A 23,968-nucleotide genomic window follows, 5' to 3' on the forward strand; every position below is an offset into this window, starting at 1 on the left:
CCTCGTTGGGTTTGCCGGCCGGCCGAGCCCGCGCCCTCGTGCCCGTCAGCAGCCGGGGCCGGCGGCGGTGTCAGTCCTGCTGTGGCGCGATGGTCAGTTGACCTGATACGCGGGCCAGCAGGTCGATCAGCAGGGCGCGTTCCTCGGGGCTGAATCCGTCGGCGATCCGTCGTTCGATGGCGACGGCCTTGGCGTCGGCCTCCGCGAGCAGTCCGCGTCCGTCGGGGGTGAGTCGCACCTCCACCACCTTGCGATGCCACGGATGCGGCTGACGGGTGATCAGGCCCTTCGCCTCCAGGTTGGCGAGCACAGTGGCGATGGTCTGCGGGGTGACCAGGCAGGCGCGGGCGAGCGCGGCGGCGGAGAGCCCCGGCTGGTCGTCGAGCGTGTACAGCGCGACGTACTGCGGAACCGTGAGCCCGAGCGGCCGGAGCGCCGCGTGCTTCGCCGCCATCAGCTCCTGCTCCACCCGCTTGATGTGCAGCCCGAGGCGTTCCGTGACCGGCATCTCCATGAAGGTGATCGTACGCCACCAGCGCGCACTCTGGCTCATGACAGAGCTCTGCTACATGACAGAACTCTGCTATCTTCGGTCGCATCGCTCAACCACTCACTGATGGAGGCACCCCTTGTCCAGCCGTGAACCGCTTGACCACGTCGTCGCCGGGTCCGGCCCGGGCCTGGTCCTGATCCACGGCACCGGCGCTGACGCGACCTCGAACTGGGGAGGCCTCATCGATGCGATGCGCGACCGGTACACCGTCGTCGCCCCGAACCTGCCCGGCGCCGGCACCACCCCCGTCGACCGCGCACCGATCGACCTGGACTCACTCGCGGACCGGGTCGTCGCCACCACCCGGGTCGCCGGACTGGAACGGTTCCACCTGGTCGGTCACTCGGTGGGTTCCGTCGTCGCCACGACCGTCGCCGCCCGCCACCCCGCTGCCGTGACCTCGCTCGTCCTGCACGCCGGATGGGTCAGGACGAGCCCGCGCGAGGCGTTCATGTTCGAGCTGTGGGCGCGTCTGCTGCGCACCGACCCGGCCCTACTGGCCCACCAGTTGATCCTCGCCGCGATGGGGCCCGGCCTCCTCGGCACCCTCGACGACGCGCAGTTCGCCGAGATGGCCGCGGGTTTCACGGCCATGCTCGATGAGCGCATCCTCGGGCAGATAGAACTCGACACCCGAATCGACCTGCGCGACGCGGTGGGCCGGGTCACCGCGCCGACACTCGTGCTGGCGAGCGCCGACGATCAGATCATCCCGCCCCACCACCAACGCGAACTGGCCGCCGCCATCCATCAGGCCGACTACCTCCAGGTCCCCGGCGGCCACGGCCTGCCGTTCGAGGACCCGGCGCGATTCTTCTCGATCATCACCGAGTACGTGGACAAGCGCCAGGCGCAGGGCCAGGCCTGAGCCAACGCGTCGAGGCGTTCCGCCGGGGAGCGCATTTGGTTGTGATCAAGGAGTGGTCCCTACGAGGTCCTTGATCCAGCTCACGGCGCCGTGGAGCAGGAATGCCACCGGCAACATCCCTCAGGCCGTCCGGCGCAGGCAAGTGCCGTACCGGAAACAACGCCTGAGGGATGTTCGGAAACATTGACGACGCGTCAGCCAAGATGCACTGTTGTTTGTGCGAGTGTCCACATCAGCTCATGCTCAGGGGAGTGGCAGATGGCTATACGGAGGGGTCTCGTCGGCCTGGCGGCGGCCGGGATGGTGCTTGCCGGGGGTGGGGCGGCCCAGTTGGCGGTGGCCGGGCCGGCGGCGGCGCAGCCGCCGTGCCACCGGTCGGTGATGGGGCCGAACACCGGGGGGCAGGTGATGTGTCCGAACTTCGAGGTGTTCCGGGCGGCCGTGTACTGCTCCCACGCGGGAACCGCATACACCAACTACGGTAACTGGGTCACCGCGGGGAACATCTCGGACGCCTGGTGCAACAGCGGCGACAAGCTCCAGAACTCCGCGTACCCGCTCTACAGCGTCTCGTGGGAAGAGGGCTGACCGGGTCCTGAGGGGGCGCCGACCGGCCCCGGGCCCCGTACTCGGGCCGCCTGGGGCCGGTCGGCAGGTGGCACCAGTCCCGGCCGGTAGCGAAATCAGTGCCGAAACGAGTCCATGGGCGGGCGGACCGCGCCCGGACACGAAGACCGGCGCCGTGCCGACCGGCAGGCCGAAGCGGCCGGCCGGGCCGTCCTCGACGTACACGTACACGTCGACGTACACGTCGAGGACCGCCTTGTAGCCCTCGGGGAAGTCGATGCCGATCTCGGCGTCCAACCTGGCCCATGCACCGGGACCAGTGACATCGACTCAGCCAGGCAGGCTCGAATCAGCTGGGCAGTACGGCCCACGACTGAACACCTGGCCCGCCTGCTGAAGCATCGGGACCATCGACGTGCTTCGACAGAGGCCTTGAGAAGTCTGTGCCCCGTGACCGAGATGCGGACGAGTTGCCGACGGCCCACGCTTGAAGTATGGGGGCCGCACAACCTCGTCACGTTCTGTCACTGCGACATAGGGAGACCCCATGGTTGCCTCAGACCTCGCCGACGCGCCGCTGGACCGGCTGATCGCGCGAGCACAGGAGAAAGGGCTGCGGGTGTCCGCCGTCGACGCCAAACGGATCCCGACCGGCAAGAGCCCACACAGCGTAGCGGTGAACCCCGACGGGACCCGCCTCTTCACGACCGACTTCAAGTCCGGCACCGTTTCGGTGATCGACATAGGGCGCGCAGTTGTGGTCGAAACGATCCAGGCCGTCGAGGGGCCGTACGGCCTGGCTGCCAACCCGAACGGGCGCGTCCTGCATGTGGCTGCTCCCGGCTCCGAGATGTTGGTGCGGATCGATATCGTCGGCGGCATCCCGACGCACAGCGGCTTCGGCCACGCGCCCTACGGGGTGGCGGTGAGCCCCGACGGGGACCGCGTCTACCTGACCCTGGCGCTGGAGGACTCCGTGCTGGTCACCGACCAGTTCGCCAAGCCGAGGTTCGCCGAAATCCATGGCATCGCCTTCCCCACCGGTGTGGCGGTGACACCGGACGAGAACCTCCTCTACTCGGCCAACTACTTCGCGGACACGGTGTCGATCGTCGACATCGCCGGGGAGAAGGTGATCGCCACGGTCCCCGTCGGCCAGGGGCCCTACGGCGTGGCCCTGAGCCCCGCAGGGGACCGGCTCTACGTGGCGCACTTCCCCTTCGACTCGGTCTCGGTGATCGACACCACCGACCGCACGGTGACCAAAACGATCCCGGTCGCCGACGGCCCTCGTGGGGTGGCGGTGAGTCCCGACGGCACGCGACTCTACGTCACCAACTTCTTCGCGGACACCGTGACCGTGATCGAGCTGTAGCGCCGGCTCGCGGCCGACGCCGGACAGGTGCGAGTGCGCCAGTCCCGCCCCTCGGGAAGCACGTCCGAGCAGGAACCAAAGGGGTCGGCACAGTCCGGAGAAGCGATGGCGTCGGGGCCGTCGACGCGCCCCGGCGCGGCCGGCCTCCCACCGGTCGGGTCCCACGGACCGTTCCCCTCTCGCTCCCCGGGACCCGGCCGCCTGCGCCTCACCGGCCCGGCCCCCGAGGCTGCGGCCGCCCAGAGACACCCATGCCCCAACACCGCCCCGTCGCGCCCGCAATCTCCGTTCTACTGGGGCGGTCATGCTCGCCAGGGCGATCGGCCGCCGTTCGGCGTGACCCGCCGATGTCGTGCGCCCGGGTGCCTACTTGGCTTCGACTCGTCCGACCGGATCGGGGTCGGCTGCCAGCGCCTCACATGCGGTCTGCCAGGCCGTGTCGCCGGGGTGGAGCCGGCTGCGGAGGTACGCGGCGGTGAGCCGCCCGACGGCGGCGACCCGTTCGGGGTTCTCGTCCGTGGTCTCGGCGGCGTCGTATCCGGCGATCCCGCCGAGTCCGTGCTCCGCCTCGAACAGGGTGAGCAGGGACTTGGGGCCGGGGGCAAGGGTGTAGGGATCGGTGTGCCAGTCCGGCCCCATGTCGGTGAAGTGCCGGGAGTCGTCCTTGTCGCCTGCGACGACCAGAGCGGGAGCGGTCATGGTGGAGAAGTCGACGGCTCCGATGATCGGCCACTGCTCGGCCATGGGCCCGTTGAGGGCGTCGCCACCCCTGCCGGGCGCGGCGAGCAGTACGCCCGCCTTGATCCGCGGCTCGACCAGGTGCACCACGTTTCCGGTGTCGGGGTCGTTGAGTCCGGCGCCCAGCAGGAGGCCGGCCGTGAAGCCGCCGAGCGAGTGTCCGGCGAGGGCGATCTTGGTGTGGTCGATCCGTCCCGCGAGCTGCGGCACGGTGCGCTCGATCACGTCGAGCCGGTCGAGGATGTGGGTCATGTCCTCGGCGCGGGAGCGCCAGAAGTCCGGTGCACCGGGGGCGTCGGCGACCAGGTGGCTCAGTGTTCGGGAGGTGAGGTGGGTGGGCTGGAGGACGACGAATCCGTGTGCCGCCCAGGAGTTGGCGAGCGGCGCGTAGCCGTTCAGCGAGGAGAGATTGTTCGAGGGGCCGTGGCCGTGGGAGAGCAGGATGACGGGAAGGCCGGTTCCGTACTCGGGCGCGGAGACGCGTATCTGGAGCTCCACGGGACGTCCGGGCACGGGCAGGACCACCGGGCTGTACGACAGGACGGGGACAGGCGCGGCGTGGGTGGATGCGCTCATGGTGGGCGGTTCTCCTTCTGCGGCGAGGGCCGCCACTCGGCCCGGGCCGAGTGGCGGCAGGCAATGGTCGGCTGCGGCCCGCTTCGGCTAACCTGAAGCGGAACACCGTCCCACTTACTATCCGGAACATGGTTCCGCTTTGTCAATGAGCATCGGAGGGAGAGCCGTGTCCAGCGAGAGCCCCACGGAGAAGGCCTCGGCCCGGGGCAAGCGGGCCGACGCGCTGCGCAATCAGCAGGCGCTGCTCGCGGCCGCCGCCGAGGTGTTCGTGGCTTCCGGCGTCGACGCGCCGATCCGCCAGATCGCGGCCAAGGCGGGTGTCGGCACGGGAACGATCTACCGGCACTTCCCGACCCGGGCCGATCTCGTCACGGCCGTCTACCGCCAGCAGATCGAGGAGTGCGCGCAGGCGGGCCCGAAGCTGCTGGCCGGCGCCGACTCCCCGTTCACCGCACTGCGCCAGTGGATCGACCTCTTCGTCGACTTCCTGGTCACCAAGCACGGACTGGCCGACGCGATGCAGTCGGACAGCAGCGGCTTCGCCGCGCTGCACGGCTACTTCCTCGACCGCCTGCTGCCGGTCTGCGCGCGGTTGCTCGACGCCGCGGTCGAGGCAGGTGAGATCAGGGCGGGCACCCAACCCTACGAACTGATGCGCGGCATCGGCAACCTGTGCATCGGAGGCGGTGACCCGCAGTACGATCCCCGGCGCCTGATCGAACTGCTCCTGTACGGACTGCGGCGTCCTCAGTCGGCGTGACGTCGGCGCCAACCGTTCGCCGGGCGCGGTCAGGTGTTCCCGGGTCGCACTAGGCGGGGGTCAACGGGCCCTCACCGCCCGCACCCGACGCCGCCGCCTCCGCCTCCGCCTCCGCCTCCGCCCGCGATAGCGCGACCCACCGGCGCAGCGATTCCAGGTTGACGCCCAGTTCGCACACCACCGACGGGATGCGCCGCCCGCCGGACTCCAGCAGCGCGACCGCGTCCCGCTCGTACTCCCCCGAGTACCTCGCAGTACCCATGAGGACATCCTCTCCACGGACCCAAGATCCGCTTCTCAGAAGTGTCCACTGTTCGGGGTGAAGACCGAACCGGGAGGCGCTCTACCGGCGGACCGCCGAGATCAGTCCGCCGGGCCGCTCCTCGCGCTGCGGCGGGGTGCTGATCGGGCGGCCGTAGGCCGCAGCGCACTCGCGCAGGGTGTGGCTCTCAGCCTCCCAGCCGTGCCCGGCCAGCCAGCCCACCGGGTCGTCGGGCATCTCCGAGACCCACATGGACGCCGCCGATCCCGACGCGGCGTCCGCGCCGAAGCGCTCGATCACGCCGCGCGAGCCCAAGGTCAGCCCCATCCGACTGCCTGCCGCCGACTGCGCGCTGAGCCGTGCCAGCAGTAGCTCCACCGCGTCCTCGGGCAGATAGATCAGTAGCCCTTCGGCGATCCACGCGGTTGGCACGGTCGGGTCGTGCCCTGCGGCGGCCAGCGCGGCCGGCCAGTCCTCACGCAGATCCACCGCGACGGTGATCCGCTCGCAGCGCGCGACGGCCCGCTCCTGGCGCAGCACCGAGGCCTTGAAGTCCAGTGGGGCGGCGGTGTCGACCTCGAACAGCCGGGTGCCCTCGGGCCAGTCCATCCGGAAGGCCCGGCTGTCCATGCCGACGCCGAGCAGCACGACCTGCCGGACCCCGGACGCGGAGGCCTGCTGCAACAGGTCGTCGAGGAACTTCGTCCTGATGACGATGGAGAACGACACGGCCAGTCGACGGCGTCGCGCGGCCTCGTCATCGGGCGGCGGCGAAGAGGGCCACAGGCCGCCGGCGGTGGCGAAGGCCTGTGCCAGTGGGTCGCGGAACAGCGCGTTCTCCCGCTCGGTCTCCAGCGCCCGCACCCTGGCCACCCCCACCGCCGTGGCCCACACTCCCGACGGCTGCACCCGCTCCTGCTCATCAGTCACCGCGCCAGCCTAGATGATCGGTGCCGCAGCCCGGACAGTGGCCCCGAACGCGCATGGCGCGCTCGTAGCAGGTGCGGCAGATCAACCCGTCGGACCACTCGGCCGACTTCGCCACCCGCCGGCCGCAGCGTGACCACGTGCGGACGTGCCGGCGTTCGTACTCCTTCGGCGTCACAGTTCAGTCCTCCGTCAGCCTGACCCGCTCGGGGCAGCGGGCAGCCAGGTCGATCGACGCGTTCTCTCCGACGGTCTGTCGGACGAGGTCTCCACTTTGAAGGCCGTTTGAGTGACTGCAGCGTCACCTTCTGCGCGTGGACACGCAACGTGTGGTGCGATGCCCACGTGAAATCCGGAGGTCGAGCTCGGAAAGCGACGCTTGCCCTGGATCCGTGGACGATGGAAGGGAAGCCCATGGTGCTCCGTGTGTTGGCCGCGACTGGTGTCGCCACATCCTTGCTCGGCTCGTCGGCCTTCGGCGGCAACCCGACCCCGCCGCCGGACCGGATCGTCATCGACAGCGTGGCGGTCAACGGTTCCGGCTGCCCCACGGGGACGGCCGCCGTGGCCGTGTCCCCCGACAACACCGCCTTCACCGTCACCTACAGTAACTACCTGGCCCAGGTGGGGCCCGGGTCGGCGCCGACCGACAACCGGAAGGACTGTCAGCTCAAGCTGCTCGTGCACGTCCCCGGTGGCTACACCTTCGCGGTCGTGTCCGCCAGCTACAGCGGCTTCGCGTCACTGGCACCGGGTGCGTCCGGGACCCAGCGGGCCAGCTACCACTTCCAAGGCACCGCCCACCCCACCAGATCGACCCATCACTTCAAGGGCGGGTTTACCGGCAACTGGCAGACGACCGACACCGTGGACATCGCCGCCCGGGTCTTCGCCCCCTGCGGGGAGGAGCGCAACCTCGACATCAACACCGAACTGCGGGTCGATCGCGGCACCTCGAGCCCGAGCGCCACCAGCTTCCTGCAGATGGATTCGACGGACGGCAGTATCAAAACCGTGTACAACCTGGCCTGGAAGAAGTGTCGGCGGTGATCTCCTTCTGTGATCTCCTGACGCTGCGACGAATCGTCACTCCTTGTCGCCTCCCGACCCTGGCCCACTGCGGCCGCCGCCATCGGCGGATTGCACAGATCCCCGCCGTTTCGCTCCGATCGTCCCCGCCGCGCAACACGCCTGCCGCGCCTTGACCTTCACACCGTGTGAAGCCCGAGGATGCTCCCATGACCACCACTGCTTACGACCCGTACGCGCTCCTCGCGCAGAGCCGCCTCGGCATCCTCGCCACCATCAAGGCGGACGGCCGACCCCAGCTCTCCCCCGTCATGCCCTACTACGACCGCGAGGCGAACGTCATCCTGATCTCCACCCGGGAGGGGCTGGCCAAGACGGCGAACCTGCGCCGGGACGCACGGGTCAGCCTGGAGGCGACCGGACCGGACGGGCGGTCCTGGGTCACCGCCGAGGGCGTCGCCAGCCTCACCGGGCCGGGCACCGACCCGCACGGGCCCGAAGTCGAGGCGCTGGTCGACTACTACCGCCGGGCCGCCGGGGAGCACCCCGACTGGGCGGAGTACCGCGAGGCGATGGTCTCCGACCGCCGGGTGCTGCTCACCATCCCGGTCGACCACGTGTACGGGACCAGGATCTGAGCACGCACGGCCTGAGCACGCAGGGCCTGAGCACGCGGGCTCTGCGACCGCAGTGTCCGCGGACCGAGGCATGACGGCCCGTCCCGGCCACCGGCACGGGGGTGCGGTGGCCGGGACGTCCGTCGTTCACGGTCGGGTCGCGGTGACCACCGTCGCGTCCAGTTCCTCGTCCCGGCTCACCACCGCCGTCAGGCCCGCCGCCAGCGCCACCGCCAGTGCGCCCGCCGCCTGCCGCTCGCTGGTCTCGAACAGCAGCGAGCCGCCCGCCGCCAGCCACCCCGGCGCCTCGGCGGCCACCCGGCGCAGCACGTCCAGTCCGTCGGCCCCGCCGTCCAGCGCGGGCCGGGCCTCGTGCAACCGGGCCTCGGGCGGCAGCAGTTCGAGGTCGCCGGTCGGTACGTACGGGACGTTGGCGATCAGCACCTCCACTCGCCCGCGCACCGCGTCGGGCAGCGCGGCGAACAGGTCGCCCTCGAAGATTCGGGCGCCCGTTCCGGCCAGGTTGCGCCGGGCGCACCGGACGGCGGCCGGGTCCAGGTCCGCCGCGTACAGCTCGACGGGGTGTCCGGCGGTGACCGTGACGGCGGCACCGAGTGCGCCGCTGCCGCAGCACAGGTCGACCACCAGCGCGCCGGGGCCGGTGAGTCGGGCGGCAGCGGCGGCCAGGAACTCGCTGCGTCGACGCGGGACGAAGACACCGGGGTCGACGGCGATCCGCAGACCGGCGAACTCGGCCCAGCCGACGACGTGTTCGAGCGGCCGCCCCTCCGCGCGGGCGCGGACCATGGCGGCCAGCTCGGCGGGTGTGGCGGCGGCGGTGAGCAGGATCCGCGCCTCGTCCTCGGCGAACACGCAACCGGCGGCGCGCAGCCGGGAGACGACCGAGGAACGGAGAGCGGCGGAGGAGAAGACCGGCAAAGGGAACCCCTTGGGCAGGAGAGGAGGAGAACGGAGGACTCCGTCAGGGCTCCCGCCAGGGCCGACGCCGCGTCGGCGCACCCGCGCTACGCGCGTGGGCCGCCCGCACGGCCGCGCTCCGGGAGCACCCGCTCGGACATACCGGTAATGGGTCTCACCTCCCTGCGTCACGGTCGTATTCGGCGTCGACCACCCTACCGCACCGGCGCCGCCGGCGATCAAGCCGTTTCCACCGCCCTGGACCAACTCAGCCGAGGAAGTCGGCCACCAGGGCCACGAATTCCTCCGGCGTGGTGATCGACACGCCGAGCTCCTCCGCCTTGGCCCGCTCGGAGCCCGCCTTCTCGCCCGCGATCAGCGAGGTGGTGCGCCTGGACACCGAGGAGGAGGCCTTGCCGCTTGCGGGCCACCGCCCAGCGCGGCGCGCAGGGCGGCGACCGACGGCTGTCCCGGGCGGCCGGCTGCGGGTGGCTGCGTCCTTCATACCGGCTGGTCCGCCGACGGTTCGGAGCCTTCAGCTCCCGTCGGGCCTGAGCCGCTTCCGTCCGGCCTCGGCCCCCTCGGACCGGACCGGTCAGCCCACCCCGGCTCCGTTCGCGACCGCCTCGGCGGCCCCGGCCTGACGCTCCGCCGGCTCCTCGCCGCTCTCCTCCGCCGCGCGGGCCGCGGCGACCTCGGCGACCACCTGGGCGCCTCGGTCCGGGCTCATCCGCAGCGAGCCGAGCACTCCGGGCACCGCGACGCTCGGCATCAGGTGCTGGAACAGCCCGGACATCCGCTGCTCCAGGTCGGCACGACCGGAGAGCTTCTGCGACTGGATCTGCACGCCCGTCCAAGCGGCAGTGATCAGCCACGCGGTGTCGGCCGGCACGACGTGCGGGAGCAACTCGCCGCGCTCACCAGCGGCGACCAGCAGCGTCTCCATTCGGCTGATCCAGCCGGGGATCACCCCGCCGCCGATGTCGTCGAACACGTCCTGGCCGAGCGAGAGCCGGGCGCCCGCGCTGAGCAGCGGGTCACGCGGCATCAGGTGCGCGACCACCATCCCGGTGTCCACGAACTCCTGGAGCCTGCAGCTCCGTTCGGGCACACCGTCCTGGACGAACTGCTCCTCGACGACGCCTTGCGCGAGATCCCGCTTCGAGGCGAAATGGAAGTACACCGCGCCCCGCGTCACCCCCGCCCGGGAGACCACCTCCCCGATGGTGGCGCCCTCGTAGCCGAACTCGTCGAAGACCGACGCCGCGGCCTCCAGGATCAGCCGACGCGTCCGAAGCGCACGCTCCTGCCGCACCACCGCAACCACCCCGCCCTGAGCTCCCGCAAAACAAAACCAAACACCCCGTATCTTAGCTGCGGGCGACCCACGGGCGACAAGGCGATGACGGGGAATCGACTCAACCTCCCCTCTTCCCCCACCCACCTGCTCCTTTCTCCCCACGACCTGTCAGATCCCGGCAGCACGGGCCGATGCGGAGCCAGCCACTGATCCGATGGCGGGCCCTCCCTCCACCCTCCATCTTGAAACCGAACGATCGGTTTCTTTTGGTCGCGCCCCCAGGACCGGGTGTTCCACGCCTGGATCGAGCCCCGGCTGGTTGCCTGCTCGCAGGCTCCTGAACCCGGGCACCCCGCAGCACGTCACGGCAGCACGGCCACCGCCTCCACCTCGACCAGCTGGTCGGTGTAGCCGAGCACCGCGACGCCGAGCAGCGTGCTGGGGGCGTCGTGCTCCCCCATGTACTCCCGGTACACGTTCCACACCTTCACCAGGTCCGCCTGGTCGCTGGAGGCCACGTACACGGTGGTCCGCGCGATGTCGGAGAGCCCCGCACCCGTGTCCTCCAGCACGGTTATCAGATTGCGCATCACCTGGTGGGCCTGCCCCTCGTAGTCGCCGACGGCGACCGTACGCCCCTCCTCGTCCAGCGGGCAGGCCCCGGCCAGCCACAACGAGCGGGCCGGGGCGTCGACCACCGCCGCGTAGGCGTAGTCGACGGCCGGGGTCAGGCGCGTGGTGCGGACCAGCTTGACGGCGCTGTTCACGAGTTCCTCCGATGGTCGTGGCCGAACGTTCGCGCTCATCGTTGGCCCCTCACGAACGGCGGTCAAACGGATTTACGGCGAACTCCCAGCGGCGCCAGGGCCCCTGTGCTCACGATTCACCGTTGCGGGTGATGGCGCCCGGGCCCGCCGGACCGCGATCCTGGTGCCCGTCCGACGTGCGCCCCCGCGCCCCGCCGCACCCGCCCACACGGACGACCACACCAACACCGCAGCAGCACCGGGGAGTCGACCGATGGAGTCCCAACCGCCCAACCGCGACCAGGTCTCCGGGGTCGGAAGGCGCCGGATGCTCGGCCTCGCCCTCGGAGCGGGTCTCGTCCCGGCCCTCACCCCGACAGCCGAAGCAGCAGCCCATACCGCCCAGGCCGCACCGCCGTCCGAGCCCGTCGCCGCCCTCGGCCAACGGGTCGTCGCCGTGGCCGAGGCCCAGATCGGCGTCCCGTACGCCTGGGGCGGCGGCGACCGGCTGGGCCCGAGCCTCGGCTTCTGCGACGACGCGAACGGCTACCTCAACGGCAAGTGCCTGGGCGAGACCACGATCGGCTTCGACTGCAGCGGCCTGTCCCTCTACTGCTGGTACCGTGCCAGCCACGGCACCGTCGAACTCGGGCACTACACCGTCGCCCAGTTCCACCTCGGCGCCCCCGTCGCGCGCGACGACCTGGCCCCCGGCGACCTGCTGTTCTTCTCCCGCCCCGACGCGCCCCTGCACCACGTCGGCATCTACGCGGGCGACGGCGCGATGATCCACGCCGAGCGCACCGGCACGCTGATCGCCCGGGTCGAGCACGTCCTCGACGTCCCGCGTTGGGCGGGCGAGTTCGCCGGCGCCCGCCGTCCGGGGCCACCGAGCGCCTGAGGTCAGAGGACGCCGCGCCGCTCCTCCAGCCCGTGGTGCACCCGCAGCAGCAACTCCCACAGTGTCCGCCGCTCCCCCGCGTCCAACGGCGCCAGCAGCTCGTCCTGCACCGCCCGCGCCTGCCCCGCCAGGTCGGCCAGCAGCGCCCGCCCGGCCGGGGTGACCGACACCGAGACCCGCCGCCGGTCCCGCTGGTCCCGGGTGCGCTCGACGTACCCGGCCGCACCGAGCTGGTCGGCGACCTTCGCCAGGTCGCTCGGGTCGATGCCCAGCCGCTGCACCAGGTCCCGCTGCGCCTGCGGCCCGAAGTCGGCCAGCGCGGCGAGCACCGCCAAGTCCCAGAGCCGCAGATCGCGTTCGGCCAGCTGCTCGGCGAGCCGACCGCGCGCCGTCCGGCCGATCCGGGCGAGCAGGAAGGTCGTGAGGTCCAGCAGGGTCGGCGGCAGCCCGTCGGACGGGGCGGGGTCATCGGAGGCCATGGTGGCATTCTAGGGTCAGTACCTATAGTGGGTCTCGACCCATCAATTGCCCATCGCCCCGCACGTTCCGACCCCAGGAGTTCCTGCCGTGGACGCCCTGTACCCCCGCCTGCTCGTCACCCGCTTCGCCGAGTGCTTCGACTTCTACCGCGCGGTCCTGCCCGCGCTCGCCGGCGCCACCCTCATCAAGGGCACGCCCGAGGGCCCGTACGCCAACTGGGACGTCGAGGACCAGGCCGTCCTGGTGCTCTTCGACCGCTCCGCGATGGCCGCCACCCTCGGCACCGCCGGCCTGCCCGCCCGCCCCGCCGCGCCCGCCCAGGATTCCGCGATGCTGGTCTTCCGGGTCGACGACGTCGACAAGGCCCTCGCCCACTGCCTCGACCACGGCGGCACCCTCGCCGCCCCGGCCACCGACCGCCCGGAGTGGGGCCCGAACCTGCGCAGTGCCCATCTGCGCGACCCGGAGGGCCACCTGATCGAGCTGCAGTCCTACTGACGGCCGGGGGCCGGGCGCCCCTGACCCTCCGCCCTCGAATCGCTCAGCCGCGAGGGACCGGCGGCGGCCGCGAACCTCGGCCGCCGCGCCCATTCGACGGACGGCCGCCGCCCACGGTGCCGCGGACACCCCTCGCACCGCACTCGTCGTACGTATGCCGCCGGTTCACCCGGCAGACTCCTCCTCCCACAGCTCGGCACTGCACCCGGCGACCAGCGCGCCGATCCGCGCCCAGGCCTCCTCGGCCGCCATCGGCTCCAGACGGCGGCCGTCCCGCAGCCGCAGCGCGACCCGGTCGTCCACCGCCTCCTTGGCCCCGATCACCGCCTGGTAAGGCACCAGCCGGGCCTCGCGGATCCGGGCGCCGAGGCTGCCGTGCTCCGGTCCGGCGATCTCGGCGCGCAGTCCGAGGTCCAGACAGCGCTGCCGCAGCCGCTCGGCCTGCGGGACTTCGGTGTCGGAGATCGGCAGCAGCACGACCTGGGCCGGCGCGAGCCAGGCCGGGAACGCCCCGCCGTAGAGCTCGATCAGGTGGGCGACCACCCGCTCGACGCTGCCGATCACGCTGCGGTGCACCATCACCGGGCGGTGTTTGGCGCCGTCCGGGCCGATGTAGTGCAGGTTGAAGCGCTCGGGCTGGTGGAAGTCGATCTGGACGGTGGAGAGGGTGAACTCGCGCCCGGCGCCGTCGGCGATCTGCACGTCGATCTTGGGACCGTAGAACGCGGCCTCGCCCTCCGCCGCCTCGAACGGCACCCCGGAGCGCTCCAGCACATAGGTCAGCAGCGCGGTGGCACGCTTCCAGAGGGCCGGGTCGGCAACGTACTTGCCGCCCTCGCCGGGCAGCGACAGTCGGTAGCGGACCGGCACGATGCCGAGCGCGCGGTGCGCCTCGCGGATCAACTCCAGTGCGGCGACGGCCTCGTCGGCGGCCTGCTCGGGGGTGCAGAAGACGTGCGCGTCGTTCAGCTGGATCGCCCGGACCCTGGTCAGCCCGCCGAGCACACCGGACAGTTCGGAGCGATACATTCCACCCAACTCGGCCATCCGCAGCGGGAGTTCCCGGTAGCTGTGGGGGCGGGAGCGGAAGATCAGCGCGTGGTGCGGGCAGAGGCTCGGGCGCAGCACCATCTCCTCCGAGCCGAGTTCCATGGGTGGGAACATGTCCTCGCGGTAGTGGTCCCAGTGACCGGAGATCTCGTACAGCTCCCGCTTGCCGAGCACCGGCGAGTACACGTGGCGGTAGCCGGCCCGGCGCTCGCGGCCGCGGATGAACTCCTCCAGGGTGTGCCGGATCGCGGCGCCGTCGGGCAGCCAGTACGGCAGGCCGGAGCCCATCAGCGGGTCGGTGTCGAACAGGTCGAGTTCGCGACCGAGCTTGCGGTGGTCGTGCTTCGGCTGGTCGTGCAGGGGCTGGTTGTTCATGGGGGTCGTCTCCACTCTGGTTCCGCGGGCGAGTGGATCCGGAGACGACGAAGCCCCGGGGCACTCGCCCCGGGGCTTCGGACTAGGTCAGCAGTCAGCGCGCCGGGACTCTCTCCGGCGTCGTCGTGGCGAGTGCAGCGCGCTTCATGTCGTCCACGGTAGCAGGTCTTCGGCGGTCTTGTTGATCTTTTCCCCGCCGCACTTCTCCGCCGGTTCCCTGTCGGCTCCCCGCCGGTTCCCCTCCGCACCGGAACCGGCCTCAGAACAGCACCAGGCACCCGCGCGCGGCGAGCGCGCCCAGCAGCCGGGCCGGCGGCCGTACCTCGTTCCACCGCAGGTCGAGCTTCTCCAGCGCGGGCAGCGCGGTCGGATCGGCCAGCCAGTCCGGCAGTTCGGCGATCCGGTTGCCGCGCAGGTCCAGCCGGCGCAGCCGCGGCAGCCCGGCCAGCACGTCCGGAAGCTCGGCGAAGGCGTTCTCCCGCAGTTCCAGTTCCCGCAGTTCGGCGAGCCGGGCGACGGAGTCCGGCAGCGCCGTCAACTCGTTGCCGCGCAGCCAGAGTTCACGTAGCGCGCCGAGACCGCCGATCGACTCCGGCAGGGCGGTGAGCCGGTTCTGCTGGGCGCGCAGTTCGACCAGGGCTGCCATCTCGCCGATGGTGGACGGCAGTTCGGTGAGCCGGTTCTCGCCGACGTTGAGGTAGCGCAGCGCGGTGAGCCGCCCGAGCGACTCCGGCAGGGCGGTCAGCGCGTTGTCGTGCAGGTAGAGGAAGTCCCCGAGCGCGCCGAGTCCGCCCAGTTCGGCGGGCACCTCGGCCAGCCTGTTGTGCCCGAGGTCGAGGGTGCGCAGCCGGGTCAACCGGCCGATGCCGGGCGGCAGTTCGGTGATCCCGGTCTCGGCGAGGATGAGCACGGTCAGCTCGGTGCGGTCCCACATCTCCGGCGGCACTTCGCCGAGCGGCTGCTTCCAGAGGTTGAGCGTCACGTCCGTCATGCTTTCGCCCTTCGGGTCGATGCGGGGTGGAACAGCCCGTCCACGACGCGGTGGAGGAGGTCTTCCGGGAACTCGGCGAGCGTGCCACGGGCCTCCTCGGTGCCGCCGGGCGGCCCGGCCCAGTCTACGGGTGGGCCGGGGCCGAGCCGTTTCCACGGCGGACACGGTCATGCGCCATCCGTAGACACCCGGCTGATCCCAGCTGGTCACCGCTTCTACGACGCCCCCGGTCAGTCGGGCCTCCTCCGGAGCCCGACGCACCGCCGCCCCGGACGGGAGCCAGCCGTCCAGAGCGACGATGATCCGCCGCATCTCCGTTGTCCGGCCGGCGCCGTTCATCTCGTTCACCGCCGTGCGGTGCGGTCATTCCGCTGCACCCACGCTCCCCGGCCCACCGTCCGCCGAGCACCGGCCGCTCGGGTCGGCGGGCCCCTTGCCCGGGACCATCCGGCCCCTGCGGCGCCCGGCCTGTCGTGGTGGCATGGGAGTACGGACGGCCGGGCGCGCCCCGACCCCGCACCGACCCAGGGAGGACGGCATGAAAGCCGCCGTGGGAGACCGCATCATCGTCCAGGCCACCCGGCCGGGCGCGGCCCGCAGGGACGGCGAGATCGTCGGACTGCACCATCCGGACGGCAGTCCGCCATGGGACGTGCGATGGTCCGACAACGACCGGGTGACCGAGTACTTCCCCGGCTCGGACGCCCTGATCCACCACTACCACCACGCACCCGAAGACGCCGCAGCGACCCTACCGCCCCACCCGCACCTGTTCGTCGACTGACGGACCGCCGCCGTGACCGTCTCCACCCACGGACCCGACACCACCTCCGGCCCGACCACCGCCGAGGCCGCACGGCTGCTTGCCGCGCACGGCCCGAACGAGGTCGGCGCCGACATCGGGTGCCGCTGTGGGCCCGGGCGGCCTCCCAAGTGCGCGATCCCCTGATCACGGTGCTGCTCGCGGCCGTGGCGCTGACCCTGGCCATCGACGACCACCCCGACGCCGTGGTCACCGCCACCGCGCCGACAGCGCGCTCGGCCGGATCGCCGCGCTGCTCCGCCCCGCCCCCGATCCCACGCCGCTCCAGCGGCGGCTGGCCGGGCTCGGCCGACTCCCGCCCGCCGCACGGCGGATCTGCTCCCCGCAGCTGCCTGCCGCCGCCGTTTCCGAGGGGCCGGCCCGCTTGGCCGTCGACGTCCGCCGACGGATCGAGGAGCGGATGCGCGTCACTCAGTGGGGCAACCAACGGCCGGAGGGCGTCCGCAGGTCAAACGGAGGGGGTTCGTGGGGCGGGTCGGCCGGGTGACAACCTCGATCCGGACCGTAGTGGCCACCTCCTCGTTCGGCCCGTGTTCCACTCTGCCGCCGTCGACCGTCCTTCCCCAGGCCTCCAAGGGCCGGCCCGAGTCGCCGGTCGGGGGTGTCACAGGTAGGGCCGCCAGACTCACGGCCCTGGGCCGGTCGGCCCTCGCGCCGGGCCCCGGGCCTGCCTAGCGTGGGAGCAAGGTCCGGTCGTCCGGTCCGAGGAGGAACCATGACACCCGTGAGTTCGGACGGCCCGCGCCGTCCCGTCGTCCTCGGCGTCGACGCGCTCGACACCGGCCCGATGACCGCTGTCTGGGCCGCCGACGAGGCCGACCGCCGCGGGCTGCCGCTGCGGCTGGTACACGCCATCCCGTCCCTGTTCCATGAGTTCGGCGTCTTCGACGAGGGCCGCTATCGCAAGGCCCTGCGCCAACGCGCCGACCAGGCGCTCGACCGGGCCGCCCGCGCCGCCCGCTGGCGGCACCCGGGTCTGGAGCTCGTCACGGCGGTCGACGAGGACCTCCCGGCCCTGGTGCTGTACCGGGAGTCCGTCCACGCCGAGCTGATCGTCCTGGGCTCGCGCCGGCTCAGCCGGGCCCAGGAGGTGCTGAGCGCCTACTCGGTGACCGTCCCGGTGAGCGCCCAGTCCCCCTGCCCGGTCGTGGTCGTCCGCGACCCCGAGCACGTCACCCAGGATCCTCCGTACGTCGTGGTCGGTGTGGACGGCAGTCCGTCCTCGGAGGCCGCCGTCGCCTTCGCACTCGACCTCGCCGCCGAACGGCAGGCCGCCCTGCGCGCCGTCTGGGTGTGGCAGCGCCCACCGGTCGGCAACCTCGACGAGGCCACCACCGAACACACCCTGCGCCAGTTGCTCCTCGAGTCCACCGCCGGCCGGCACGAGCACCACCCCGACGTGACCGTGACCCACGACCTGGTGCACGGCCACCCGGTCGAGGAGCTGGGCGCCGCGTCCGAGCACGCCCTCGCCGTGGTCGTCGGCCGGCGCGGGCAGGGCGGTTTCACCGGCATGCGGCTCGGCTCCGTCCCCCACGGCCTGCTGCACCGCGCGCACTGCCCGATCGCGATCGTGCCCACTTCCCGGCGCTGAGCAGCGGAAGTCGTGGAGCACGGTCGAGGAACACACCGTGAACCCTCCCGTCGTCGCCACCGAGTGGGCCGACCGCCACCTGGTCAGGTGCGCGGGGTGCGGAGGGCGAGGACGGCCATGTCGTCGTGGCCGTCGCTGGGGTGGTGGTCGGCCAGGGTTTGGACGAAGTCCCGCAGGGGCAGCGCGGCGTGTTCGGTGGCGAGGGCGGCCAAGCGCTCCAGCCCTGCTTCGATCGGGTGTTTCGGGTGTTCGAAGAGCCCGTCGGTGAAGAAGATCACTGTGGAGCCCGCCGACACGGGGTGGGTGTGGTCCGCGCGCGGCTGGGCGGTGTCGACGCCGAGGGGCAGGTCGGGGTCGGCGTGCAGGTAGCGGGCTTGGTGGTCGGGGGTGAGCAGGAGTGGTGGGGGGTGTCCTGCGGTGCTCCAGCGCAGTGTCCAGAGGCCCGGCTCGGCGGGCTCGATGCGGGCGAGGCATGCGGTGGTGACGGGCTGGTCGGTGATCGCTTCGAGGGCCCGGTCGAGGTGGGCGAGGACGACGCTGGGTGGGGTGCGCTGGTCGTAGAGCAGGGCGCGCAGCATGTTGCGGATCTGGGCCATGGCGGCGGCGGCCTCCAGGTCGTGGCCGACGACGTCGCCGATGACGGCCGCGCAGGCGTGGTCGGGGACCAGGAGTGCGTCGTACCAGTCTCCGCCGATGCGGCCGGGTGTACTGGCGGGACGGTAGGCCGCGGCGGCGTCGAAGGGTCGCAGGTCGGGCAGGCGGGGCAGCAGTATGCGTTGGAACTGTTCGGCGTCGAGGCGGGTCTGCTCGTACAGGCGGGCGTCGTCGATGGCCAGGCCCGCAGCGCTGGCGAGTGCGACGATGAGTGCTTCGTCGTGGGCGTCGAAGGGCTGGCCGTCGCGCCGTTCGGCGACGTAGAGGTCGCCGTAGATCTTGCCACGGGTGCTGATCGCGGCCCCGAGCAGAGTACGCATCGGGGGGTGACCGGGCGGGAAGCCGGCCGAGTCGGGGTGGGCGGCGATATCGTCGACGCGCAGCGACTCGGGGTGGGTGATCAGGCGCCGTAGCAAGCCGCGGCCGCGCGGGAGGTTCACCTCGCCCAGGTCGGCCCGCTCCTTCTCCGACAGACCGACCGGGATGAACCGGTGGAGGTGCTCACCGGTCTCGTCGAGCACACCGAGCGCGCCGTAGCGGGCGCCGACCAGTTCCATCGCGGTATCGACGATCAGCTGCAGCACCACGGGCAGGTCCACGTCCCGGCCGAGGACCGCCTCATACAGGTCATGCAGCCGGTCCTGGGCCCGGGCCAGCGACCTGAGCTGCTCGGCGATCTGTTCAAGCTCGACGCCCAGACGCAGACGCCGGGACTCATCCGGCGGCTGGGAGTCGTCCTGGTTCGTTGCCATCACCGGCGCCTGTTCGTCTGCTGTTCGATCTCGGTGGCCTTGATCCGGTATGAGTCGACGGCGGACTGGATCAGGGGGCGCGCTTTCCGGCGGCGGACCTTGACCTCCTGGGCCAACGCCTGCGCCAACAGCGTGGGGTCCAGCAGACGATCCCGGCGAATCGACTCGTAAAGCCGCTCATGCGATCTGTACACCCGCGGACTCCTGAACGCCGTGATCAACGACGCACAAGCGTGACCCGCAGAACGGCCAACACCAGGCATTACGCCGGAAGCGGCATGTCACACATGATCAGAGCACCTGGAGCCTGATCGACTTGTCGAACCGTAGCTCCCGCTCTCGCCACCGGAGTGGCTGCCATTCACCTTGTCGAGAACAGCGTGGACGAGTCCCCGGCGGGCAGTCGGCCACGATCGGCAGCGCCGCCCCCGACGGCGCCGTGCAAGGCGGTCGAGCAGACCCCCTCATCACTCGCTCCCCGTCCTGCGCGCCGGCACGGCTGGAGCGCCCACCGACTCACCCGCGCTCTCGGCGTCGGCGAGCACGCGGCTGCCGAGATCGTCGCGCCCGCCCACCGGATCGCCGCCCAGCACGGACACCGGGCGAGGTGAACTCCGGCTCCGGCGCCGGTTCCGCTTCCCGGCAACCCGCCCGTGTTCGGGCTCTCGCGACCCCCTCCAGTAACGTGCACCGACGTCGAACCCCGCTGGTGAGAGGTACAGGTCATGAGCACGTCGGCGCCATCCGCCGGGACCGAGGAACTGCGACGACACCTGGGCGTGTTCGATGCCGTGGTGATCGGGCTGGGGTCGATGATCGGCGCCGGCATCTTCGCCGCGCTCGCGCCGGCGGCTGCGGCGGCCGGGTCCGGGCTGCTGATCGGGCTGGCTCTGGCCGGCGTGGTGGCGTACTGCAACGCGACCTCCTCGGCGCGGCTGGCCGCCCGCTACCCGCAATCCGGCGGCACCTATGTGTACGGCCGGGAACGGCTCGGCGAGTTCTGGGGATACCTGGCCGGATGGGGCTTCGTCGTCGGCAAGACCGCCTCCTGCGCGGCGATGGCGCTCACCGTCGGCTCGTACGTGTGGCCCGGGCAAGCGCACGCGGTGGCGGTCGCGGCGGTCGTGGCGCTGACCGCCGTCAACTACGTCGGGGTGCAGAAGGCGGCCTGGCTGACACGGGCGATCGTCGCCGTCGTGCTGGCGGTGCTCGCCGCGGTTGTCACCGCCTGCCTGACCAGCGGTGACGCCGACAGCGGTCACTGGACGGTCGGCGCGGACGCCGGGTTCCACGGAGTACTGCAGGCCGCGGGCCTGCTGTTCTTCGCGTTCGCCGGGTACGCGCGCATCGCCACTCTCGGCGAAGAGGTCCGCGAGCCGCAGCGCACGATCCCCCGCGCGATCTCGCTGGCACTCGGCATCACCCTGGTCGTGTACGCCGTCGTCGCGCTCGCCGTCCTGGCCGTCCTCGGCCCCGAGCGGCTGGCTCACACCGCGGCGCCGCTGGCCGACGCCGTCCGCGCTGCCGGGGTGCCCGGCCTCGCCCCGGTGGTGCGCGCCGGCGCGGCGGTGGCCGCCCTGGGTTCGCTGCTCGCGCTGATCCTCGGGGTCTCGCGCACCACGCTCGCGATGGCCCGCGACCGGCACCTGCCCCACCGACTCGCCGCCGTTCACCCGCGCTTCCAGGTGCCGCACCACGCCGAACTCGCCGTCGGCGCGGTGGTTGCGGTCCTCGCGGCCACCGCCGACGTACGCGGCGCGATCGGCTTCTCCTCCTTCGGCGTGCTCGCCTACTACGCCGTCGCCAACGCCTCCGCCTGGACCCTCACCCCCGGCGAGGGCCGCCCGCCGCGCGTGGTTCCGGTGCTCGGCCTGGCGGGGTGCGCGGTGCTGGCCTTCGCCCTCCCCGGCGCCTCGGTGCTGTGGGGCGCCGTGGTGATCGCACTCGGCGCCGCCGCCTACGGCGCGCGCAAGGTACTCGCCCGCACCTGACCGTTCGACGAGCGGTGCAGCCGGGCCGGTTCCGTACCGTTGCTGTCCGGCCCACCCGGCCGAGCTGGGCCGAACGGCCCTGGCGGGGAGACCCACCGGGCCGGTTCCCGGGGGCGTGCGGCTCTGCCCCGCACCGCCGCGCCGGAGCGGGGCGGGTGCGTTTGTGCGCGATGTCCTGGGCTTCGAGGGCCGGCCGTCGGCGGCGACCCGGGGTTCGGCGTAGGCGTCCAGGCGCTCGTCGTCCTCCGGCCGCGATGGCCGTTGTCGCTCGTCAGCGGGCCGCTTCGACGTAGGACGCCAGATTGGCCAGCGAGGAGGCGATCCCGGCCCCCCGTAAATGATCTTTGAGGAGTCGGGAAAGGGCTGGCCGACCATCGACTGTCCGCTACGCAACTTGGACGAGGTTGTGGAGTCGGGCGATGCCCCACGGAAATCCGATGGTGCGACGCAGCCCTGGCATCAAGAATCGCCGGATGCATGAAGCGAAGCTGTCCGATGGGATCGTCACTCTGTCCCCACTGCGCCTGGACGATGTCGAGGCGCACCTTGCGGGCGAGGATGAGCTGCTCGTTCGCTGGCTCAACGGCGGTCCCGGCACCCGGGAGGGCGTTGAAGCGTACTTCCAGCACTGCCGGGAACAGTGGGAGGCCGCCGGGCCACTGCGCGCGTTCGGCATCCGGGTCGACGCCGACGAGGTGCTCGCGGGGACGATCGACCTGCGGTTCGCAGGGCAAGGTCTGGTTCCCGGTCAGGTGAATATCGCGTACGGCCTCTACCCGTCCTGGAGGGGGCGCGGCCTGGCAACCCGCGCGGTCCTCTTGGCCTCCCGGTACGCGGCCAGTGAGGGCGGGGCGGAGGCGGTAATCCAGGTAGAGCCGGAGAACCCCGCATCTGCCGCGGTGGCGCAGCGGGCAGGGTTCACCGCTGGCCAGCAGACGCACAGCAAGGACGGCACACGGTTCGACTGGTACACCCGGGACTTGCGCGCCGCCATCCCGTGACGGCTGGCAGTTACGGGACAGCCCTTAGGGCTTGCAGAGGAACAACGTGTTGCTTCACGGTCTTGGGCTCGTTGATGTGGTATGCGCATCTCCGAGTCGATCCGTGACCAACTCGCCTTGAAGTTCGAGGTGTTGTTCCCGCACCTGGATGAGCGGCAACGGCGGCTGCTGATGGGCGCTGAAGCCAGGATGCTGGGTCACGGCGGTGTCCGGGCCGTCGCACGGGCGGCTCGGGCCAGCGAGACCACGGTCCGCCGGGGCGTGGACGAGCTGGACGCCGGAGAAGAGCCGCTCAACCGGGTGCGTCGTCCCGGCGGCGGACGCAAGAAGGCCGCCGACTTGGACCCCGAGCTGCGACCGGCCCTGCTGGCCCTGGTCGAGCCGGACGAGCGCGGGGACCCGATGTCGCCGCTGCGCTGGACGACGAAGTCGACCAGGAGGCTCGCCGAGGAACTCACGAAGCAGGGGCACAAGGTCGGTGCCGACACCGTGGGCGACCTGCCGCGGGAGGAGGGCTTCAGCCTGCAGGCCAACGCCAAGACCATCGAGGGCACCCAACACCCCGATCGCGACGCCCAGTTCCGCTACATCAACGAACGAGCCAGGGAGTACATCGGATCCGGTGACCCGGTGATCAGCGTGGACACCAAGAAGAAGGAACTCGTCGGCGACTTCAAGAACCAAGGCCGCTCGTGGCGGCCCGCGGGGGATCCGCTGCCGGTGCACGTCCACGACTTCGCCGATCCACTACTGGGCAAGGCCATCCCCTACGGGGTCTACGACCTGGCGGCGAACACCGGCTGGGTCAACGTAGGCACCGACCACGACACCGCTGCCTTCGCGGTGGAGTCCATCCGCCGCTGGTGGCACGGCCAGGGCCACGCCGCCTACCCGCAGGCGACCCGTCTGCTGATCACCGCCGACGCCGGCGGTTCCAACAGCTACCGCACCCGAGCCTGGAAACTCGAACTCTCCCGACTCGCCGCCGAGACGGGCCTGACCATCACGGTCTGCCACCTGCCGCCCGGCGCATCGAAGTGGAACAAGATCGAGCACCGGCTCTTCTCCCACATCACGATGAACTGGCGCGGTCGGCCGCTCGCCAGCCACGAAGTCATCATCGAGTCCATCGCCGCGACCACCACCCGCACCGGACTGCACGTCACGGCCCGACTCGACACCAACACCTACCCGACCGGAGCCGCCGTCCGCGACGCCGAGATGGCCGCCCTGCCACTGACCCGACACGCCTTCCACGGTGACTGGAACTACGCCCTCCACCCACAGCCCGCCCCGGTCATCCCGGCCGCACGAACCACGCAGACACACCAGCCGGAGTGGGAGCCGGCCCTGCTGTCCGATCCCTCGCTGACCGGCATGTCACGGCGGCAGCTCGATGACCTGGTCCAAAATCTGGCCCAACACGGGGACAGCCGACGCGGCCGTCCGCCAAGGCTCGCCTTCCCCGACCAGGTCCTGGCCACCGTGCTCCACCTGCGGGTCAACCTGGCCGCCGAACCCCTCGCCGTGAGGTTCCCCCGAGGTGCGGAAGGTTGCCCGAGATGGCCTGATGGGTCATGAGAAGGGAGCCTTTGTGATGGCTGCTCAGATGAAGTACCCGC

General features: G+C 71.5%; 25 protein-coding genes and 2 pseudogenes. 14 read left to right on the top strand and 13 right to left on the bottom strand.

Annotated features, from left to right (window positions below):
- Positions 1 to 70: 70 nt before the first annotated feature.
- A complete protein-coding gene (locus ACFVWU_RS31560; RefSeq protein ID WP_387627272.1) occupies positions 71 to 514 on the bottom strand; it encodes a MarR family winged helix-turn-helix transcriptional regulator in 444 nt (147 codons plus the stop codon).
- A gap of 115 nt (positions 515 to 629) precedes the next feature.
- On the opposite strand from ACFVWU_RS31560, the gene ACFVWU_RS31565 reads away from it, so the two are divergent.
- The 3 genes from ACFVWU_RS31565 to ACFVWU_RS31575 all read left to right on the top strand — a co-directional run bounded on the left by ACFVWU_RS31565 (position 630) and on the right by ACFVWU_RS31575 (position 3,363).
- Complete coding sequence (locus ACFVWU_RS31565) at positions 630 to 1,421, top strand: alpha/beta fold hydrolase (protein WP_387627274.1); 792 nt, start codon at positions 630 to 632, stop codon at positions 1,419 to 1,421.
- A 258-nt stretch (positions 1,422 to 1,679) separates the two neighbouring features.
- Positions 1,680 to 2,009 carry a hypothetical protein gene (locus tag ACFVWU_RS31570; protein ID WP_387627276.1) on the top strand — a complete coding sequence of 110 codons (330 nt, stop codon included), beginning with the start codon at positions 1,680 to 1,682 and terminating at the stop codon, positions 2,007 to 2,009.
- 598 nt (positions 2,010 to 2,607) lie between these two features.
- The gene (locus ACFVWU_RS31575; protein WP_387627278.1) at positions 2,608 to 3,363 is read left to right on the top strand and encodes a beta-propeller fold lactonase family protein; all 756 of its coding nucleotides are present in this window, start codon (positions 2,608 to 2,610) and stop codon (positions 3,361 to 3,363) included.
- Positions 3,364 to 3,729: 366 nt separating this feature from the next.
- Here the strand turns inward: ACFVWU_RS31575 and ACFVWU_RS31580 are convergent, their stop codons facing one another.
- Complete coding sequence (locus ACFVWU_RS31580) at positions 3,730 to 4,677, bottom strand: alpha/beta hydrolase family protein (protein WP_387627280.1); 948 nt, start codon at positions 4,675 to 4,677, stop codon at positions 3,730 to 3,732.
- A 145-nt stretch (positions 4,678 to 4,822) separates the two neighbouring features.
- Here ACFVWU_RS31580 and ACFVWU_RS31585 point away from each other — a divergent pair, with 145 nt between their 5' ends.
- Complete coding sequence (locus ACFVWU_RS31585; protein WP_387627282.1) at positions 4,823 to 5,437, top strand: TetR/AcrR family transcriptional regulator; 615 nt, start codon at positions 4,823 to 4,825, stop codon at positions 5,435 to 5,437.
- A 49-nt stretch (positions 5,438 to 5,486) separates the two neighbouring features.
- Here the strand turns inward: ACFVWU_RS31585 and ACFVWU_RS31590 are convergent, their stop codons facing one another.
- Entirely contained in the window at positions 5,487 to 5,699 is a 213-nt protein-coding gene (locus tag ACFVWU_RS31590; protein WP_387627283.1) for a transposase, read from the bottom strand.
- An 81-nt stretch (positions 5,700 to 5,780) separates the two neighbouring features.
- Positions 5,781 to 6,593: a class I SAM-dependent methyltransferase gene (locus tag ACFVWU_RS31595; protein WP_387627313.1), complete on the bottom strand. Its 813-nt coding sequence runs from the start codon at positions 6,591 to 6,593 to the stop codon at positions 5,781 to 5,783.
- A gap of 432 nt (positions 6,594 to 7,025) precedes the next feature.
- Here ACFVWU_RS31595 and ACFVWU_RS31600 point away from each other — a divergent pair, with 432 nt between their 5' ends.
- The gene (locus tag ACFVWU_RS31600) at positions 7,026 to 7,676 is read left to right on the top strand and encodes a DUF4360 domain-containing protein (protein WP_387627315.1); all 651 of its coding nucleotides are present in this window, start codon (positions 7,026 to 7,028) and stop codon (positions 7,674 to 7,676) included.
- Between the two features lie 188 nt (positions 7,677 to 7,864).
- Complete coding sequence (locus ACFVWU_RS31605; RefSeq protein WP_387627284.1) at positions 7,865 to 8,293, top strand: PPOX class F420-dependent oxidoreductase; 429 nt, start codon at positions 7,865 to 7,867, stop codon at positions 8,291 to 8,293.
- Positions 8,294 to 8,419: 126 nt separating this feature from the next.
- On the opposite strand, the gene ACFVWU_RS31610 is transcribed toward ACFVWU_RS31605, so the two are convergent.
- From ACFVWU_RS31610 to ACFVWU_RS31625, 4 genes and pseudogenes are all read right to left on the bottom strand, one after another.
- Positions 8,420 to 9,211 (bottom strand): putative protein N(5)-glutamine methyltransferase, encoded by a 792-nt coding sequence (locus tag ACFVWU_RS31610; RefSeq protein WP_387627286.1) that lies wholly within the window; start codon positions 9,209 to 9,211, stop codon positions 8,420 to 8,422.
- Positions 9,212 to 9,458: 247 nt separating this feature from the next.
- Positions 9,459 to 9,614: pseudogene (locus ACFVWU_RS31615) on the bottom strand (BRCT domain-containing protein); the annotation flags it as partial.
- 171 nt (positions 9,615 to 9,785) lie between these two features.
- Positions 9,786 to 10,505 carry a ScbR family autoregulator-binding transcription factor gene (locus ACFVWU_RS31620; RefSeq protein ID WP_387627288.1) on the bottom strand — a complete coding sequence of 240 codons (720 nt, stop codon included), beginning with the start codon at positions 10,503 to 10,505 and terminating at the stop codon, positions 9,786 to 9,788.
- 347 nt (positions 10,506 to 10,852) lie between these two features.
- Positions 10,853 to 11,296: a RidA family protein gene (locus ACFVWU_RS31625; RefSeq protein ID WP_387627290.1), complete on the bottom strand. Its 444-nt coding sequence runs from the start codon at positions 11,294 to 11,296 to the stop codon at positions 10,853 to 10,855.
- Between the two features lie 214 nt (positions 11,297 to 11,510).
- Here ACFVWU_RS31625 and ACFVWU_RS31630 point away from each other — a divergent pair, with 214 nt between their 5' ends.
- Positions 11,511 to 12,137 (top strand): C40 family peptidase, encoded by a 627-nt coding sequence (locus ACFVWU_RS31630; protein WP_387627292.1) that lies wholly within the window; start codon positions 11,511 to 11,513, stop codon positions 12,135 to 12,137.
- 2 nt (positions 12,138 to 12,139) lie between these two features.
- Here the strand turns inward: ACFVWU_RS31630 and ACFVWU_RS31635 are convergent, their stop codons facing one another.
- Positions 12,140 to 12,616 (bottom strand): MarR family winged helix-turn-helix transcriptional regulator, encoded by a 477-nt coding sequence (locus ACFVWU_RS31635; RefSeq protein WP_387627294.1) that lies wholly within the window; start codon positions 12,614 to 12,616, stop codon positions 12,140 to 12,142.
- Between the two features lie 88 nt (positions 12,617 to 12,704).
- Between ACFVWU_RS31635 and ACFVWU_RS31640 the strand changes: the two genes are divergently transcribed.
- Complete coding sequence (locus ACFVWU_RS31640; RefSeq protein WP_387627296.1) at positions 12,705 to 13,115, top strand: VOC family protein; 411 nt, start codon at positions 12,705 to 12,707, stop codon at positions 13,113 to 13,115.
- Positions 13,116 to 13,280: 165 nt separating this feature from the next.
- Here the strand turns inward: ACFVWU_RS31640 and thrS are convergent, their stop codons facing one another.
- Positions 13,281 to 14,540 carry a threonine--tRNA ligase gene (thrS, locus tag ACFVWU_RS31645; RefSeq protein WP_387627297.1) on the bottom strand — a complete coding sequence of 420 codons (1,260 nt, stop codon included), beginning with the start codon at positions 14,538 to 14,540 and terminating at the stop codon, positions 13,281 to 13,283.
- A gap of 259 nt (positions 14,541 to 14,799) precedes the next feature.
- Complete coding sequence (locus tag ACFVWU_RS31650) at positions 14,800 to 15,531, bottom strand: leucine-rich repeat domain-containing protein (RefSeq protein WP_387627298.1); 732 nt, start codon at positions 15,529 to 15,531, stop codon at positions 14,800 to 14,802.
- A gap of 538 nt (positions 15,532 to 16,069) precedes the next feature.
- On the opposite strand from ACFVWU_RS31650, the gene ACFVWU_RS31655 reads away from it, so the two are divergent.
- The 3 genes from ACFVWU_RS31655 to ACFVWU_RS31665 all read left to right on the top strand — a co-directional run bounded on the left by ACFVWU_RS31655 (position 16,070) and on the right by ACFVWU_RS31665 (position 17,948).
- Positions 16,070 to 16,315 (top strand): DUF1918 domain-containing protein, encoded by a 246-nt coding sequence (locus tag ACFVWU_RS31655; RefSeq protein ID WP_387627299.1) that lies wholly within the window; start codon positions 16,070 to 16,072, stop codon positions 16,313 to 16,315.
- A gap of 12 nt (positions 16,316 to 16,327) precedes the next feature.
- Positions 16,328 to 16,480, top strand: a complete 153-nt coding sequence (locus ACFVWU_RS31660) for a hypothetical protein (protein WP_387627301.1) — start codon at positions 16,328 to 16,330, stop codon at positions 16,478 to 16,480.
- A gap of 589 nt (positions 16,481 to 17,069) precedes the next feature.
- The gene (locus ACFVWU_RS31665; RefSeq protein WP_387627303.1) at positions 17,070 to 17,948 is read left to right on the top strand and encodes a universal stress protein; all 879 of its coding nucleotides are present in this window, start codon (positions 17,070 to 17,072) and stop codon (positions 17,946 to 17,948) included.
- An 83-nt stretch (positions 17,949 to 18,031) separates the two neighbouring features.
- On the opposite strand, the gene ACFVWU_RS31670 is transcribed toward ACFVWU_RS31665, so the two are convergent.
- Positions 18,032 to 19,354, bottom strand: a complete 1,323-nt coding sequence (locus ACFVWU_RS31670) for a PP2C family protein-serine/threonine phosphatase (protein WP_387627304.1) — start codon at positions 19,352 to 19,354, stop codon at positions 18,032 to 18,034.
- Positions 19,354 to 19,548: a hypothetical protein gene (locus tag ACFVWU_RS31675; RefSeq protein ID WP_387627306.1), complete on the bottom strand. Its 195-nt coding sequence runs from the start codon at positions 19,546 to 19,548 to the stop codon at positions 19,354 to 19,356. The genes ACFVWU_RS31670 and ACFVWU_RS31675 overlap by 1 nt, the downstream gene beginning before the upstream one ends.
- Positions 19,549 to 20,079: 531 nt before the next feature.
- On the opposite strand from ACFVWU_RS31675, the gene ACFVWU_RS31680 reads away from it, so the two are divergent.
- The 3 genes and pseudogenes from ACFVWU_RS31680 to ACFVWU_RS31690 all read left to right on the top strand — a co-directional run.
- Positions 20,080 to 21,345 (top strand): APC family permease, encoded by a 1,266-nt coding sequence (locus ACFVWU_RS31680; RefSeq protein WP_387627307.1) that lies wholly within the window; start codon positions 20,080 to 20,082, stop codon positions 21,343 to 21,345.
- 473 nt (positions 21,346 to 21,818) lie between these two features.
- Positions 21,819 to 22,346, top strand: a complete 528-nt coding sequence (locus ACFVWU_RS31685) for a GNAT family N-acetyltransferase (RefSeq protein ID WP_387627309.1) — start codon at positions 21,819 to 21,821, stop codon at positions 22,344 to 22,346.
- Between the two features lie 81 nt (positions 22,347 to 22,427).
- Positions 22,428 to 23,882, top strand: a pseudogene (locus tag ACFVWU_RS31690) (ISAzo13 family transposase); the annotation flags it as partial.
- Between the last annotated feature and the right edge of the window lie 86 nt (positions 23,883 to 23,968).

The sequence above is a fragment of the Kitasatospora sp. NPDC058190 genome, from assembly GCF_042883685.1.
Lineage (GTDB): Bacteria > Actinomycetota > Actinomycetes > Streptomycetales > Streptomycetaceae > Kitasatospora.

Bases quoted from the DNA above. Each gene is read 5' to 3' on its own strand.
- ACFVWU_RS31560 (WP_387627272.1), bottom strand. From the start codon at position 514: ATGGAGATGCCGGTCACGGAACGCCTCGGGCTGCACATCAAGCGGGTG.
- ACFVWU_RS31570 (WP_387627276.1), top strand. From the start codon at position 1,680: ATGGCTATACGGAGGGGTCTCGTCGGCCTGGCGGCGGCCGGGATGGTG.
- ACFVWU_RS31580 (WP_387627280.1), bottom strand. From the start codon at position 4,677: ATGAGCGCATCCACCCACGCCGCGCCTGTCCCCGTCCTGTCGTACAGC.
- ACFVWU_RS31585 (WP_387627282.1), top strand. From the start codon at position 4,823: ATGAGCATCGGAGGGAGAGCCGTGTCCAGCGAGAGCCCCACGGAGAAG.
- ACFVWU_RS31590 (WP_387627283.1), bottom strand. From the start codon at position 5,699: ATGGGTACTGCGAGGTACTCGGGGGAGTACGAGCGGGACGCGGTCGCG.
- ACFVWU_RS31600 (WP_387627315.1), top strand. From the start codon at position 7,026: ATGGAAGGGAAGCCCATGGTGCTCCGTGTGTTGGCCGCGACTGGTGTC.
- ACFVWU_RS31605 (WP_387627284.1), top strand. From the start codon at position 7,865: ATGACCACCACTGCTTACGACCCGTACGCGCTCCTCGCGCAGAGCCGC.
- ACFVWU_RS31625 (WP_387627290.1), bottom strand. From the start codon at position 11,296: ATGAGCGCGAACGTTCGGCCACGACCATCGGAGGAACTCGTGAACAGC.
- ACFVWU_RS31630 (WP_387627292.1), top strand. From the start codon at position 11,511: ATGGAGTCCCAACCGCCCAACCGCGACCAGGTCTCCGGGGTCGGAAGG.
- ACFVWU_RS31635 (WP_387627294.1), bottom strand. From the start codon at position 12,616: ATGGCCTCCGATGACCCCGCCCCGTCCGACGGGCTGCCGCCGACCCTG.
- thrS (WP_387627297.1), bottom strand. From the start codon at position 14,540: ATGAACAACCAGCCCCTGCACGACCAGCCGAAGCACGACCACCGCAAG.
- ACFVWU_RS31650 (WP_387627298.1), bottom strand. From the start codon at position 15,531: ATGACGGACGTGACGCTCAACCTCTGGAAGCAGCCGCTCGGCGAAGTG.
- ACFVWU_RS31655 (WP_387627299.1), top strand. From the start codon at position 16,070: ATGAAAGCCGCCGTGGGAGACCGCATCATCGTCCAGGCCACCCGGCCG.
- ACFVWU_RS31665 (WP_387627303.1), top strand. From the start codon at position 17,070: ATGACACCCGTGAGTTCGGACGGCCCGCGCCGTCCCGTCGTCCTCGGC.
- ACFVWU_RS31670 (WP_387627304.1), bottom strand. From the start codon at position 19,354: ATGGCAACGAACCAGGACGACTCCCAGCCGCCGGATGAGTCCCGGCGT.
- ACFVWU_RS31680 (WP_387627307.1), top strand. From the start codon at position 20,080: ATGAGCACGTCGGCGCCATCCGCCGGGACCGAGGAACTGCGACGACAC.
- ACFVWU_RS31685 (WP_387627309.1), top strand. From the start codon at position 21,819: ATGCATGAAGCGAAGCTGTCCGATGGGATCGTCACTCTGTCCCCACTG.